Raw genomic sequence first — 12,249 nt, forward strand, 5'->3', positions numbered from 1 at the left:
GTTCTCGACGCGCACCGGCGCGCGGTTCAGCGCGCTGTCCGGCGATATTGGGCATCGATACCGGCGGTATTCAAAGACCGCTCCGGGTTGATGGTGATTTGTCTCATTCAGCGCGTGGCGCGCCGGCTAATCGTCAGATCGCGTCGCGCGCCAATACTTTCTTCACCGTTCGTAATAGATCGCAAGCCAGACGGATTGCTCGTCTTCATGCGTCCACGCGACGCGATGGCGGCAATGCGGCTCGATCAGCACGTAATCGCCGGGGCGCATGTCGTGCCGCGTCGAACCCTCTTCGAACTCGAGCACGGCCGCCCCCGACAGCAGCACGACCCATTCGGCGCGCGAGTCGTCATACCAGAACCCGTCGGGACTCGCGTGCCCCATCGACACGATCCGCTCGACGTTCAGGCGCTGCCCCGTAACGAGGATGTCGATCCGCTCGTCGCCGCCGCGCCGCCCTTCGACGCTGAACAGGTTGCCGGTTTGAAGTTGCATGGTTTGACCTCGTCGTTGGCCTTCGTTTGAAGGAAGCAGGTTCAAGAGTGCCGGGAATGTTCACTGTAGCCTAACGGTCGCGTTGTTTACAAACGCGTCGATGAAAGCACGCAAAAAGATGATGAATGGCCGTTGAAGCACCCGCGCCCATTCATTGCCGGGGTGGAGAGTGCCGAGGCAGTCTTTTAGACAGACGCGTTCGCCAACCGGCAGTTTCTGCAATGCCAGGTCGAAATCCTGTTGGTCTTTGGGGCGCCGATCCCTGGCCTTGAACAGAAGTACTGCGGACGGATTCGGATACGGGATATCGTCGGCGGTTCGCACACCCTTTCGGCACGCGGCCGCTTGAACGACAGATCCCGCTTGTAGGCCCACCATTCGCGCGTTCCAGGTTCGATCGTCATATCGACCCGCCAACATTCAGCTGCACGATCGAATCCCCAACAATGAGTTGGGTGTGCCGGATGGCAGCATTCAGAAATATCAAGTGCAGACGCGAAAGTTCACGGCACCCATTCGGGATCACCAAGCCAAAGTCCCGTTCTGAAACACTTCAGATGACCGCCGGCCACTTTGAGACATTCAACAGCAGTGTAAAAAGCCGGGAAATTTCCCGGCCTCTTTCAGAATCGGAAATTGATGCCTGCATGCAGCGGCGGCACCGCCAGATCGACGTGTCCGGCGAACCCGCGCGATGTGTGCGGATCGGGGCGTCGATCGTCACCGGCAATTCGACGCCCTCTTTGTCGCGCACGCCTGCCCGCCACTAGCGCGATCACCGAACCGGGCACGTTGCCCATGCCCTTCAGGTCATCCGAACCCTCCCCGCTAAAACTGATCGAATCCTTGCGCCCGCCCGCATAGCCGATCGATGCGGACACAAATATGCCGCGCGGCGATGTATAGCGGTAGCCTGCCCCGCCTGTGGAACTGATGAAAAAGCCGTTGGAAAATACGGCGGAAAACGACGGCCCGATGACACCTCGATACTGATTGCTGCCTTGATAGCGTGGCGCGATGCCACCGCCAAGCGAAAGCGTATATTCGTTTTCGGCATGTGCGGTGACAGCAAAGGTCAGGGTGGCGAGCGGAATGCAGTAGCGGCTGAAAATTTAGGACATTATTTTGATTCTTTGACGAAATAGATGGTCTATAAAGCCGTTTCAAACATCCCATGAGGGGACGACGGCAATCCGGGGACGCACGGATCCCCAAGACAGTGGCCTAACCTCGTGGATCTCGACGAGACGATCGAGCCCGGACGTGTGCCGTGAACGCGAAGATCAGGATCGCGGATCGAGCCAGTCCCGGACGAGCCGGGCAACCTGCCTCCGGCGCTCGATCATCACCATATGCCCTTCGCCTGGCAGCGCATGATGAGTGACCGACGGCACCCACGCGGACGTTTCGCGCGCTGCGTCGGCGAAGATCGGGTCGGCGGTGCCGCCGACGATCAACGTATCTGCGCGGATCTGGCGGGGCCACGGCGAACCGTCGTGTGCGTCGTCACGCAACGCGCGCAGGGTGCGGACTATGACGTGTCTTGCGTTGACCGACGACGCGACGCTGCGGCGTCGACCGAGCAACGCTGCGCGCAGGAGCAGGTTGCGCCAGCCTGCGCGGAAGCATCCCGACATCGTATCGAGCAGGCGTACGAACTCGGAGCGGGTCGCGTGAATGATTTGCTGCTCGACCAGCCGGCAGCCGTCCGGAGCCAGGCGATGCGCACTCGAGATCAGCACGAGTCGTGAGACGAGTTCCGGATGGGCGGCCGCAAGGCGAGCCGCGACGACGCCTCCGAACGAGATGCCGATGAGCGTCGTGCACTGCCAATGCGTGGCGATCCCACGCGCGATATGCGCGACGATGTCGATGATCCGGTATTGCGCGCCGGGCTTGTCAGGATACCCGAGCAGTACGAACGGCGTGTCGGGCGGCAGGATGCCGGCAACGCGGCGCAGGTCGCGCCGCAGCCGACGCGGGGTCGCCTTCGAAACGAAGGCTTGTCCGCCATTCAGTACGACGACCGCTGGCGGTCCGTTACCCACCTGCGCGGCCAGGATACCGCCGTCCAGCCGCATCGCTCGAACGGGACGAGCACCGATCCGGAACTCGTTCAGTTCGTCCGGCATGGGGTTCATGCGCTTCCTCCGATGAAAAGACGCCAGCATGAACCCTGACGTCCACGTGAGGGTCAAGCGCCAGACTCATCGTTGCCGTCGTCGGCAATGACGGCTCCCTGACGTTGCAGCCATGCGAATACGTCGGAATCGATCGGATGGCCGGCTTGCAGAATGGGCTCGTCACGCAGTGCCTGTTGCAGCTTGCGGCGTAGCGCGCCGTCGCCGCGCGTCGTTCGTTCGAGCAGCGAGTGCCAGCGGCTCGCGAGCGAGGCGGGATCTCCCTTGTCGGCGCCGCAAGCGATCGCCCGCCTGATGTCTGCACCGAGCGTGATCCATTCGGCCGACAGCGTCTTGTCGAGGCGCTGGAGTTCGTCGTCCGTCAGGTGGCGCCGCCAGGCCGCCAGATGCAGACGGGTCGCCTGTTCGATGTAGGCGATCAGCGTGCGATCGAGCCCTGCATGGTCGGGAGCCGGCGCCGCGCCGGCATGCAACTGCCGCCAGCGCCGCGTGATACCGATGTCGCCGTCCATCCATTTCATCGCGGCGGCAAGCCAGCGATACGCGAGCTTTTGCGCTTCGCGGGAGTCGGGCGGAACATGCCGATCCATTGCGTCGCGCACGTCCGCAAACAATGTCGACAAGGCCGCTTCCATGTCCTTCCAACGCGCAAGGATCGTCGCAATTTCTGACGTGTTGAAGTGTTCCCGATACCGATCGAGCAACGCGAGCGTGTCCGGCCAGTCCGCATCACGCCAGGTCATGCCTGAATCCGAGGCCGCTTGCAGCACCCCGAGCCGCTCGCTTAGCGTATTCAGCCTTGTCAGTTCAGCGTCGATTGCGCGCCGGCTCTCGGCAATCACTTCCGCCAGGGCGAGCTGCCGGTTGCGCAGCATCTGCGCGATCGCATCCAGTGTCAGGCCCAGACCACGCAGCGCCTGGATCGTCCTGATCGTCGACACGCTGGCTTCGTCGTACAACCGATAGCCTGATGTAGAGCGGCCGATCGGCTTCAGTAGACCTGTCTGATCGTAGTAGTGCAACGCGCGGACGGTAATGCCGCAACGTCGGGCAAGCATGCCAACCGTTAATGGCATAGAAATTCCGTCAACAATATAGAGTATGGCGGATAGGGAAGCGGGAATTGCTCAATGCCCGTGACTGGCGCGTTCCGGGCGAATTTCTGCTCCTGAACAAACAGCAACGGCTTTCGGAAATTCGCTGGTGTAGGTGCCAGCGTAGCTTTCTGATTCCAGCCGCGTCACACAAGGCGCAAAGGCCCGCGCATCATTGGAGTGACGTTGGCAGGTGCGTCGGTGCGTTGAGTGCTCATGTGACCGGGAAAAGTTGTCTTGGCCGCCCGAGTTTACCAGCGGCCCGGACGTGCGAGCGCGAAGTTCGCCTTTCGGCCAGGCGCCCGAGGTCACGATCGGTTGAATCTGCAGCCGGACGCAGCCGATCGCGCTCGTCGTTAGCCGACCATCTCCGAGCATCCTTCCGCACCCGTCAAGCCATTGCCTTCAACCACGCAAGCAGATCCGACTGCGCGCTTCCGGCCGTCACGGGTTCCGGCGTCAGCAAGCAGTAGTGCGAGCCGTCTTCCACGAAACCCATCGGCGCGACCAGCACACCGCTTTCCAGATCGTCGCGAACGAGATGCCAGGGGCCGATGGCAACCCCCAGCCCCGCGACTGCCGCCTGCAGACTGAAATAGAAATGGTCGAACATCTGCCGCCGCCCGCTCCCCGCCAGCCGATTCGCGGCCACCGCCCATTCCTTCCACGCGTCCGGCCTGGTCCGCGTATGCAATTGCGGAGCATCCGGCTTCAACAAACAACCATCGCGGCCACTGGAAAACCACGCATCGACTTTGTCCGGCCGACAAACCGGCCCCACCCTCTCGGTAAACAAACGCTCGGCGTGATAACCGGCCGGCCAGGCAAAGTCATTCCGCCGGATAGCCATGTCGATGCCGCTGTCGAACGAAAACGGACCGCCCGCAGCGGCCAGGTGGATATCGACGCCCGCGTATCGGGCCTGGAAACCCGGCCAGCGCGGGATCAGCCAACGCATCAACAGCGTGGGCTCGCACGACAGAACCCAACGCCGCACGCGGGCGGCCTCGGTGCGCAATTCGTGCGCGGCGTGACGCATCAGGCCCAGGCCGTCATGCACCGCCTGGGCCAGCTTGCGGCCCGCGTCGGTCAGGAACACACGACGGCTGCGCCGCTGGAACAGCGCCACGCCCAGGTCGTCTTCGAGCAGACGCACCGCACGGCTGACCGCGCCGTGGGTCACGCACAGCTCGTCGGCGGCACGACTGAAATTCTCGTGACGCGCCGCCGCCTCGAAACAGCGCAACGCCATCAGCGACGGCAGGTTTGCACGGACTTGTTGTGAGTCAATCTCACCATTCTGGTCAGAAATCATCGCTTTTCCCGATGGAATTCAGTCCCTAAGATTGTGCCATGACGACATCAATCGAAAGGACGACGCGATGACGGAACTGATAGTTGTAGTCACCATTACGCTGCTGGCCGTCATCAGCCCCGGGCCGGACTTTGCGATGGTCACGCGCAACAGCCTGATGCTGTCGCGCCGATCGGGCCTGCTCACTGCGCTGGGCATCGGGCTCGGCGTCACGGTCCACGTGAGCTACACGCTGCTGGGCGTGGGCCTGCTGATCCGCCAATCGCTGTGGCTCTTCAATGCCGTCAAGCTCGTCGGCGCGATCTACCTGATCTACCTCGGCGCGAAGATGCTCATGACGAAGGCCAACACCGGGCAACCCACCGTAAATGTGGCGCCGCTGTCCGATCTGGCGGCGCTGCGCACCGGTTTCTTGACCAATGTGCTGAATCCCAAAACCACGGTATTCATCGTCAGCCTGTTCATGCAGGCAGTCCGGCCCGACACGCCGTTGATCGTGCAGATCGGCTACGGCGCCTTCATCGCGTTCGCGCATGCCGGCTGGTTCAGTCTGGTGGCCGCCTGCTTCTCCGCCACGGCCGTCCGCGAGCGATTGCTGTCGCTGCGCCACTGGATCGACCGCACCTTCGGCGGCTTGCTCGTGGGCTTCGGCGTCGCGCTCGCCATCGCGCGTGGCGGCCGCTGATTCGTGTATCCGGTCCGCGCTTCCAGGCGGCCGTCAGGCATGTTCCGCTGACGCGCCGGATGCGAAGCGCGGTTGCCTTATTCAGAACGCGCGCGCAATCGCACGGGCTTCGTCGATCGCACGGCTGCGATCGACCTTTCCGTCCGGACCGAACAACGTGCGCTCGACCACAATGCCGGTGATGTCTTTCACGCCCACGAACTTCAGCCAGGTTTCCATGTACGGGCGCTGAAGGTCGAACTCGGCGGCCGGCGCAAACGAACCCGGCGACTCGTAACTGAGCCCGCGCGCGTAGACGACCGCCGCCTTTTTCCCGGCCAGCTTGCCGGCAAAACCCGAACCGTCGAACGTGAACAGCACGTCCTTCTGCGAGATCGCGTCGATCAGGTGCTTGAGTTTGTACGGAATACTGAAATTCCACAGCGGCACGCCGAACAGGAACTTGTCCGCTTCATGGAACGGCGCCGCGAGCTGCTCGATCTGCTGCCACGCCGCGGCCTGTTCCGGCGTCAACGCGGTTCCGCTCAATCCGGCGTATTTCGCGGCCAGCGCGGCTGCGTCGAACTCGGGCATCGCCAGATCCCAGATGTCGAGCTTCCGGATCTCGTGATCGGGATGTGCGTGCCGGTATGCATCGAGAAATGCCTGACACACGTCGATGGACGCCGAATATGCCTTGTTGGGTGAACCTTCGATATAGAGCACGCGTGTCATGGAGCCTGTCCTCGCCAAGAGTGACGGCGACGCGCGGGATGCGCGGTCGCCCACTGCGATCCGCAGACTATCGAATCGGCCTATAATTTTGAAACGATATTAATTGATTGAATTAACCCGATTCAGTGATCAATGAGCCATCCCCTCGACACGGCGCTGCTTCATACGTTTGTGGCGGTCGCCGACATGCGGAGCTTTACCGGCGCCGGTCGCAGGCTGAATCTCAGCCAATCCGCGGTCAGCGCCCAGGTCGTTCGTCTTGAAGAGCAGGTCGGCCGTGCGCTGCTCGTGCGCAATACGCGCAGCGTCACGCTCACCGCGCATGGCGAGACGCTGCTCGGATACGCTCGCGCGATGCTCAACCTGAGCGAGGAAGCCCGGTCCAGGCTGGGGCACGGCGACGCAGTCGAGATCAAGCTGCGTATCGGCGCTTCGGAGGATTTCGCGGGAGGCTGGCTACCCGACGCGATGCGTCGCTACAGCGCCGCGCGACGCGGCTTGCGGCTCGATCTGACGGTCGACATCGGCGACAGTTTGTTTCGACGGCACGCAAACGGCGAATTCGATCTCGTGATCGGCAGCCGGTGTGCGCACTCGGGCCAGGGCGCGACGTTGTGGCAGGAACCGCTCGTCTGGGCATTTGCGCGCCACGAGCCGCTTCCGGAAGGCGATGTCCCGCTCGCGTGCTTCCCCGATCCGTGTCCGTATCGAGGCGCCGCCATCAAGGCGCTCGCGCTGGCCGGCATGCGCTATCGGATCGCATGCGAAAGCCCGAGCGTCACCGGCATCCTCACGTTCGCGCGCGCCGGCATCGCGATCGCTCCGGTGCCACGCAGTGCGATCGACGACACGCTTCGCGAACTGGCCGGGCCCGTAGGGTTGCCGGAACTGCCGGACACGGAATTCGTGATGATGCATGACGCCCGGATGCCGGCCGCTGTCGAATTCGCCGCGACGATTTCAGATGAAGCGGCGGTTCGCACGGGGGCCGGTAAACGCAACCGGCCGTAGCGAGCTTCCTTCGCGCCTGATGCGCAGGCCGGCGTCGCGAAGAAGGTGCCCTATAACGCCGAGTGGCAGATGGAACAGCGGGGCGCGCTACAGGCCGTACGTTCCGCCAGTGCCCCGATCTTCATGATTCCGGGACTCCCCGGCCGGAGCGCAGCCTGCCATTCGACCCGCCGCGACAGTAAGTTTTTTCCTCACATTGATTCGCAATCCGATCTTTATCCGTTCCTTTCGCATAGCGGACAGGAATCGCGCTCAAATCACCTCGAAACGCAACCCCGCGTGGCGAACCAGACGCTCGACAAAGCGCTCGTCGAACATCGTCGCGGGCGTCCAGAAACCGCCGCCGCGCCCGGTCTTGATGCCGTCCCTGCCGCAATCCAGCGCAAGACTGATCGCGGCCTGGCCCAGCATCTTGCCGGTGGAGCCGTAACCCGGATCGCGGTCGCCGGTGACTTTTACGCGCAAGGTTCGCCCGTCGTCGGTGCGGCCGAAGAAACGCAAGTCGTAGCGGCCGGCCAGTTGAGCCGCGGCGCTCGGACCCTCGCCGGGTTTCGGCAGCAGGAAGCGCTCCATCAGGCTGCGCACCGGCTTGATGACGACGCCCACCATGAACGCACCCAGGCCCGCCACCATCGTCAGCGCGGTCAGACGGCCCTTGAGGCCCGTGCCGGTCATGACGGCTTCGTCATAAGTGAACCGGCTGCCGTACGCATTGCCCGCAAGCGCATTGGAACGATGCACGACACGCTCGTTGATCGCCGCCATCACGAAGGGCGCGATCCACGCGTCGCAGTCGCGATCGAATTCGGCCGATCGAACCGCATGCTGCCGCACCGTGAAGCCATGCCCTTTCGGGCACAGTGAATAAGGATCGAGCAGTTCCCTGCGCAACGCGGGATCGGCCGCGGCTTCCCGGACGACGTTGATCATGCTCGCCACGGTACCGCCCGACGCGCCGCCCTTCAGTGTTCGGACGCGCATCTTCACCTGCCCGGCCGGCATGCCCCACTGTTGCATTGCCTGTTGCTGCAGGAAGAACACGCCCATGTCCGACGGAACCGAATCGAACCCGCAGCAATGAACGATGCGCGCGCCCGATTGCCGGGCCGCGGGCTCGTATTTTTCGATCATCCGCTTGATCCACTGCGTCTCGCCGGTAAGGTCGCAGTAGTCGGTGCCGGTTTCCGCGCAGACTCTGACCAGCGGCTCCCCGTAAAGCGCGTAGGGTCCGACAGTCGATACGACCACCCGCGTTTGCGCACAGAGCGCCCGCAATTGCGCTTCGTCGGCCGCGTCGGCCACGATGATCGGCACCGGCCGTCCCGCCGCGCCGAGCGAATCCCTGACCTGCCTGAGCTTCGTTTCGGAACGGCCGGCAATGGCCCAGCGCAGCGTCTCGCCGGCGCCCGACAGGTATTCGGACAGGTAGCGGGTCAGAATCTGCCCGACGAAACTGGTGGCGCCGAATACGACGAGATCGTGCGTCGGCTGGGTCATGGACGGCTCCTTCGGCGCGGGCGTGTCGCGAGCGTCCGTGCCGTCAACGTTGCTTTCCGGGTTCATCGAAGGCCTTCAAAGGCGTCGGCAGGTTCAGGACCAGTTGCGCGCCTTCTCGCGCTACCGAAGAGGCACCTGATCGAGCCCGCAAAGAAAATCAGGAACCGCTTCCCCGATCGACGCGAGATAGCCGGCCATCGCGCCAGCGACTTTCCGTACAGCGGGACGTGCGGTCATCCGTGCACGCCAGGCCAGCAGGCTGGGTGTCTCTGCCGTCATCGGCGCGCCTTTGCGTGCGCCGAACAACTGCGCCATGTAGAACGCGATGTCGGCGTAAGAATACGTCCCGGCCAGAAATTCCCGATTCTCGAGCACGTGTTCCATGCGTCGATAGTATTCCGATGCTTCGGCGCGTGCAGCCTGCGCCGCCGGATCGTCCGGCGTCGCTTCGAGCCCCATCAGCCGGATAACGTGCGGAAAATAGATTTCGTCGCTGCAATGTTCGAGCTGACGCGCGATGGCGCGCGCCGCCGGATGCGCCGGCCATAACGCGGGATCGGGCTTCAGGTCCTCGAGATATTCGAATATCTGCGTGGAATCGAAGATCTCCAGCGTGCCGTCCATCAGCACCGGCACTTGCCGCTTCGGGTTGATACGCAATACATCCGGATGCTTGGGGTCGTAGCCGCGAAGCTGGCTGAACGGTGCCAGCACCAGTTCGAAATCGATACCCTTCTCGTGCGCTGCAATCTCGACCTTGGCACCGAACATGCTCAGCGGTCCGGAAATTATCTTCATGGCTCGATCTTCCTTTGCTTTCTCGAATGCGCGCGTGAATGTTTTACCTTCGCTTCGATGAAACGAATCAGGCATGCCGCCAAGCATAAGTCCGATAACATGACATCTCATGTCATGTATTTCAGGAAGCGGATCGCTCATGAAAGCCAGTCGCCTGTTGTCGATCATGATGATGCTGCAAGCGCGCGGCCGGATGACCGCACCGGCGCTTGCCGAAGCACTTGAAGTGTCCGAGCGCACGATCCTGCGCGATATCGACCAGCTCTCCACGGCCGGCGTGCCGATCTGGGGCGATCGCGGCCGCAACGGCGGCTTTCAGTTACGCGACGGGTGGAGTACCGATCTCACCGGGCTCACCGAGCACGAAGCGCATGCGCTGATTCTTGCCGGCTTGCCCGGGCCGGCGAGAGAACTGGGCCTCGACGGCATGGCCACTTCCGCACGGCTGAAGATGATGGCCAGCCTGCCGCCCGGCTCGCGCGAGCAGGCCGATCGCGTCGCCAGCCGGCTGCACATCGATACCGTCGACTGGTATCGGGCACAGGAAACGCCGGAGTTTCTGCGCGAAGTCGCCGATGCGGTGTGGGGTTCGTACCGTATCGAAGTGAAGTATCGAAGCTGGCGAGGGGCGTCCCGCCGCGAACTCGAACCGCTCGGCCTGGTGCTCAAGGGCGGCGCCTGGTATCTGATTGCCAAGGTCGTGGGCAAACCGGGCGCACTCACCTTCCGGCTGGCGAATATCTGCGAATTCAGCGCGACGCGGCGCCGTTTCAAGCGCCCTGCGCGATTCGATCTGGCGCAGCACTGGCGTGACGCAATGAGCCGGTACGAGACCGATATTTACCGGCTGACCGCTCATATCGCCGTATCGCCGCGCGGCGAGACCTGGCTGGCCAATGCGCGGATCAAGACCGCGCCGGTTTTGCAGGAGGCAGGCAACACGGAGGTGCCGTCAGGATGGAAGGCGTTCCTGATGCCCATCGAATCCATCGAGCACGGCGCGCGAAAGCTGCTGGGGTACGGCGCGCATCTGAAGATCCTCGGGCCGCAAGCGCTCAAGGATCAACTCATCGAAGAGTTGTCGCAGTTGAAGGCGCTCTATCAATCGGGCGGCGATTGAAGCGTCGCCTTTGGCGTCGATGCGCCGCGTATGCCGTATCGAACCGTGCTTGCCGGCCAATAACGGCATCTGAGGCCACCGTCGGCACAATCAAATCTCGTCGGCAAACTCGTCGAGAAAGCGGCGCAAGCGATCGTGGCGGATGTTCGCCAAACGGGCACCGGTAGCGGTCTGAAATCCCGACGCCAGCTTCAGCAGTTTCGTGCGAAAGTGATCGATCGCGAATCGCGTGTCGTCGAGCTCGCGTGCCGATGCGTGCGGATCGGCCGGGTCATACAGCGCACTGCCCATCCGGCCGGCGACATAAAAACAACGTGCGACACCCAGCATGCCGATCGCATCGAGCCGGTCGGCATCCTGCAGCGTTTTTGCTTCCAGCGTCATCGGCGTAACACCGGCCGAAAAACTATGCGCTTCGACCGCATGCGCGACAGCGTCGATCTTCGCGTCCGACCAATCCAGCGACTTCAGCACCAACCGGGCCTTTTCCGCCGACAACCGCGATGCCTGCGGCCGAAGCGGAGCGTTTTTCTCTACCGACACGCAATCGTGCAGCAGCGTTGCCGCAAACAGCACTTCGGCATCTCCGCCCTCCTCGGCATGGATCGCCGCCGCGTTCTTCCACGCGCGTTGCAGATGCGAAGTGTCATGGGAGCCGTCGCCGTTGGCGTCGTTCCAGTGAGCCAGCAGGGTCTCGGCCAATTCCTGAAAGGGGGCAAACGCAGATGTCGTCACGGGTGCGGGCGATGAAAGACTGAATGCCGATTATCGCCGCAAGCGCGACACGGCACACGATCCGCGGTCCATGCGAGCGCATGAAGCAAACCGTTCCCCCGGCGGAACCCGATTGGCTTATAGTGCGGAGTTCCCATTCGACGAGGAGATCCGCAATGAAACTGCAGGCCAACGGTCCATTTGAAGTGAAGCTGAATCCGGAATCGCTGAGTAGCGTCGCGGAAAACACCGGACTCGGCCGCATGTCGCTCGACAAGCAATTTCGCGGCGACCTGGAAGCCGTCAGCCACGGCGAGATGCTCGCGTTTCGAAGCAGCGTTCAAGGCTCCGCGGGCTACGTCGCGATGGAAGCCGTGCAAGGCACGCTGGGTGGCCGCCAAGGCAGCTTTGTCCTGCAGCACAGCTCCACCATGATCCGTGGGCAGCCGAAACAATCGATCACCGTCGTGCCCGATTCCGGAGCGGGAGAATTGCTGGGGCTCTCAGGCTCGATGATCATCAACATAGATAACGGCCAGCATTCGTACACCTTCGACTACGAGTTGCCCGAATCGCCGCAGTGAATCGCCATGCAAAGGTGCCGCTAGACGATGACGCGCTCCAGCCTCGCGCGCGCCGTACGGAACGCAGCGGCCTCATTCGTC

The 12,249-nt window shown here is 62.8% G+C and carries 14 protein-coding genes; 4 read left to right on the forward strand and 10 right to left on the reverse strand.

The window, feature by feature from the left end:
- Window positions 1–162: 162 nt before the first annotated feature.
- The 6 genes from AC3WLY_RS14505 to AC3WLY_RS14530 form a co-directional block, all read right to left on the reverse strand.
- Window positions 163–495: a cupin domain-containing protein gene (locus AC3WLY_RS14505; protein ID WP_175963409.1), complete on the reverse strand. Its 333-nt coding sequence runs from the start codon at window positions 493–495 to the stop codon at window positions 163–165.
- Between the two features lie 60 nt (window positions 496–555).
- Window positions 556–873 carry a hypothetical protein gene (locus AC3WLY_RS14510; RefSeq protein ID WP_492332681.1) on the reverse strand — a complete coding sequence of 106 codons (318 nt, stop codon included), beginning with the start codon at window positions 871–873 and terminating at the stop codon, window positions 556–558.
- A gap of 245 nt (window positions 874–1,118) precedes the next feature.
- A complete protein-coding gene (locus AC3WLY_RS14515; RefSeq protein ID WP_492332685.1) occupies window positions 1,119–1,607 on the reverse strand; it encodes a MipA/OmpV family protein in 489 nt (162 codons plus the stop codon).
- 171 nt (window positions 1,608–1,778) lie between these two features.
- Window positions 1,779–2,636, reverse strand: coding sequence for an alpha/beta fold hydrolase (locus AC3WLY_RS14520; RefSeq protein WP_310136138.1), 858 nt, complete (start codon window positions 2,634–2,636; stop codon window positions 1,779–1,781).
- 53 nt (window positions 2,637–2,689) lie between these two features.
- Entirely contained in the window at window positions 2,690–3,712 is a 1,023-nt protein-coding gene (locus AC3WLY_RS14525) for a MerR family transcriptional regulator (protein WP_492308692.1), read from the reverse strand.
- Between the two features lie 409 nt (window positions 3,713–4,121).
- Window positions 4,122–5,045 (reverse strand): LysR family transcriptional regulator, encoded by a 924-nt coding sequence (locus AC3WLY_RS14530; protein WP_175963406.1) that lies wholly within the window; start codon window positions 5,043–5,045, stop codon window positions 4,122–4,124.
- Between the two features lie 67 nt (window positions 5,046–5,112).
- Between AC3WLY_RS14530 and AC3WLY_RS14535 the strand changes: the two genes are divergently transcribed.
- Window positions 5,113–5,730, forward strand: a complete 618-nt coding sequence (locus tag AC3WLY_RS14535) for a LysE family translocator (RefSeq protein WP_492308691.1) — start codon at window positions 5,113–5,115, stop codon at window positions 5,728–5,730.
- An 81-nt stretch (window positions 5,731–5,811) separates the two neighbouring features.
- On the opposite strand, the gene AC3WLY_RS14540 is transcribed toward AC3WLY_RS14535, so the two are convergent.
- Window positions 5,812–6,444 (reverse strand): FMN-dependent NADH-azoreductase, encoded by a 633-nt coding sequence (locus tag AC3WLY_RS14540; protein ID WP_492308690.1) that lies wholly within the window; start codon window positions 6,442–6,444, stop codon window positions 5,812–5,814.
- Between the two features lie 132 nt (window positions 6,445–6,576).
- Here AC3WLY_RS14540 and AC3WLY_RS14545 point away from each other — a divergent pair, with 132 nt between their 5' ends.
- Window positions 6,577–7,455, forward strand: a complete 879-nt coding sequence (locus AC3WLY_RS14545) for a LysR substrate-binding domain-containing protein (protein ID WP_492308689.1) — start codon at window positions 6,577–6,579, stop codon at window positions 7,453–7,455.
- 252 nt (window positions 7,456–7,707) lie between these two features.
- On the opposite strand, the gene AC3WLY_RS14550 is transcribed toward AC3WLY_RS14545, so the two are convergent.
- Together AC3WLY_RS14550 and AC3WLY_RS14555 are read right to left on the reverse strand one after the other, a co-directional pair.
- On the reverse strand, window positions 7,708–8,952 hold the full coding sequence (locus AC3WLY_RS14550) for a saccharopine dehydrogenase family protein (protein ID WP_492308688.1): 1,245 nt from the start codon (window positions 8,950–8,952) through the stop codon (window positions 7,708–7,710).
- 120 nt (window positions 8,953–9,072) lie between these two features.
- Window positions 9,073–9,750: a glutathione S-transferase family protein gene (locus AC3WLY_RS14555; RefSeq protein ID WP_310136508.1), complete on the reverse strand. Its 678-nt coding sequence runs from the start codon at window positions 9,748–9,750 to the stop codon at window positions 9,073–9,075.
- A 139-nt stretch (window positions 9,751–9,889) separates the two neighbouring features.
- Here AC3WLY_RS14555 and AC3WLY_RS14560 point away from each other — a divergent pair, with 139 nt between their 5' ends.
- Window positions 9,890–10,870, forward strand: coding sequence for a helix-turn-helix transcriptional regulator (locus AC3WLY_RS14560; RefSeq protein ID WP_492308687.1), 981 nt, complete (start codon window positions 9,890–9,892; stop codon window positions 10,868–10,870).
- A 90-nt stretch (window positions 10,871–10,960) separates the two neighbouring features.
- Here AC3WLY_RS14560 and AC3WLY_RS14565 read toward each other — a convergent pair whose 3' ends face one another.
- Window positions 10,961–11,605 carry an HD domain-containing protein gene (locus AC3WLY_RS14565; protein ID WP_492308686.1) on the reverse strand — a complete coding sequence of 215 codons (645 nt, stop codon included), beginning with the start codon at window positions 11,603–11,605 and terminating at the stop codon, window positions 10,961–10,963.
- Window positions 11,606–11,760: 155 nt separating this feature from the next.
- Between AC3WLY_RS14565 and AC3WLY_RS14570 the strand changes: the two genes are divergently transcribed.
- Window positions 11,761–12,168 (forward strand): DUF3224 domain-containing protein, encoded by a 408-nt coding sequence (locus AC3WLY_RS14570; RefSeq protein WP_175963400.1) that lies wholly within the window; start codon window positions 11,761–11,763, stop codon window positions 12,166–12,168.
- Window positions 12,169–12,249 lie beyond the last annotated feature (81 nt).

The organism is Burkholderia sp. FW306-1C-G01B (genome assembly GCF_058781685.1).

Coding starts and splice junctions, on each gene's coding strand:
- AC3WLY_RS14505 (WP_175963409.1), bottom strand. CDS start 495: ATGCAACTTCAAACCGGCAACCTGTTCAGCGTCGAAGGGCGGCGCGGC.
- AC3WLY_RS14530 (WP_175963406.1), bottom strand. CDS start 5,045: ATGATTTCTGACCAGAATGGTGAGATTGACTCACAACAAGTCCGTGCA.
- AC3WLY_RS14560 (WP_492308687.1), top strand. CDS start 9,890: ATGAAAGCCAGTCGCCTGTTGTCGATCATGATGATGCTGCAAGCGCGC.
- AC3WLY_RS14535 (WP_492308691.1), top strand. CDS start 5,113: ATGACGGAACTGATAGTTGTAGTCACCATTACGCTGCTGGCCGTCATC.
- AC3WLY_RS14550 (WP_492308688.1), bottom strand. CDS start 8,952: ATGACCCAGCCGACGCACGATCTCGTCGTATTCGGCGCCACCAGTTTC.
- AC3WLY_RS14510 (WP_492332681.1), bottom strand. CDS start 873: ATGGTGGGCCTACAAGCGGGATCTGTCGTTCAAGCGGCCGCGTGCCGA.
- AC3WLY_RS14525 (WP_492308692.1), bottom strand. CDS start 3,712: ATGCCATTAACGGTTGGCATGCTTGCCCGACGTTGCGGCATTACCGTC.
- AC3WLY_RS14570 (WP_175963400.1), top strand. CDS start 11,761: ATGAAACTGCAGGCCAACGGTCCATTTGAAGTGAAGCTGAATCCGGAA.
- AC3WLY_RS14555 (WP_310136508.1), bottom strand. CDS start 9,750: ATGAAGATAATTTCCGGACCGCTGAGCATGTTCGGTGCCAAGGTCGAG.
- AC3WLY_RS14520 (WP_310136138.1), bottom strand. CDS start 2,636: ATGAACCCCATGCCGGACGAACTGAACGAGTTCCGGATCGGTGCTCGT.
- AC3WLY_RS14540 (WP_492308690.1), bottom strand. CDS start 6,444: ATGACACGCGTGCTCTATATCGAAGGTTCACCCAACAAGGCATATTCG.
- AC3WLY_RS14545 (WP_492308689.1), top strand. CDS start 6,577: ATGAGCCATCCCCTCGACACGGCGCTGCTTCATACGTTTGTGGCGGTC.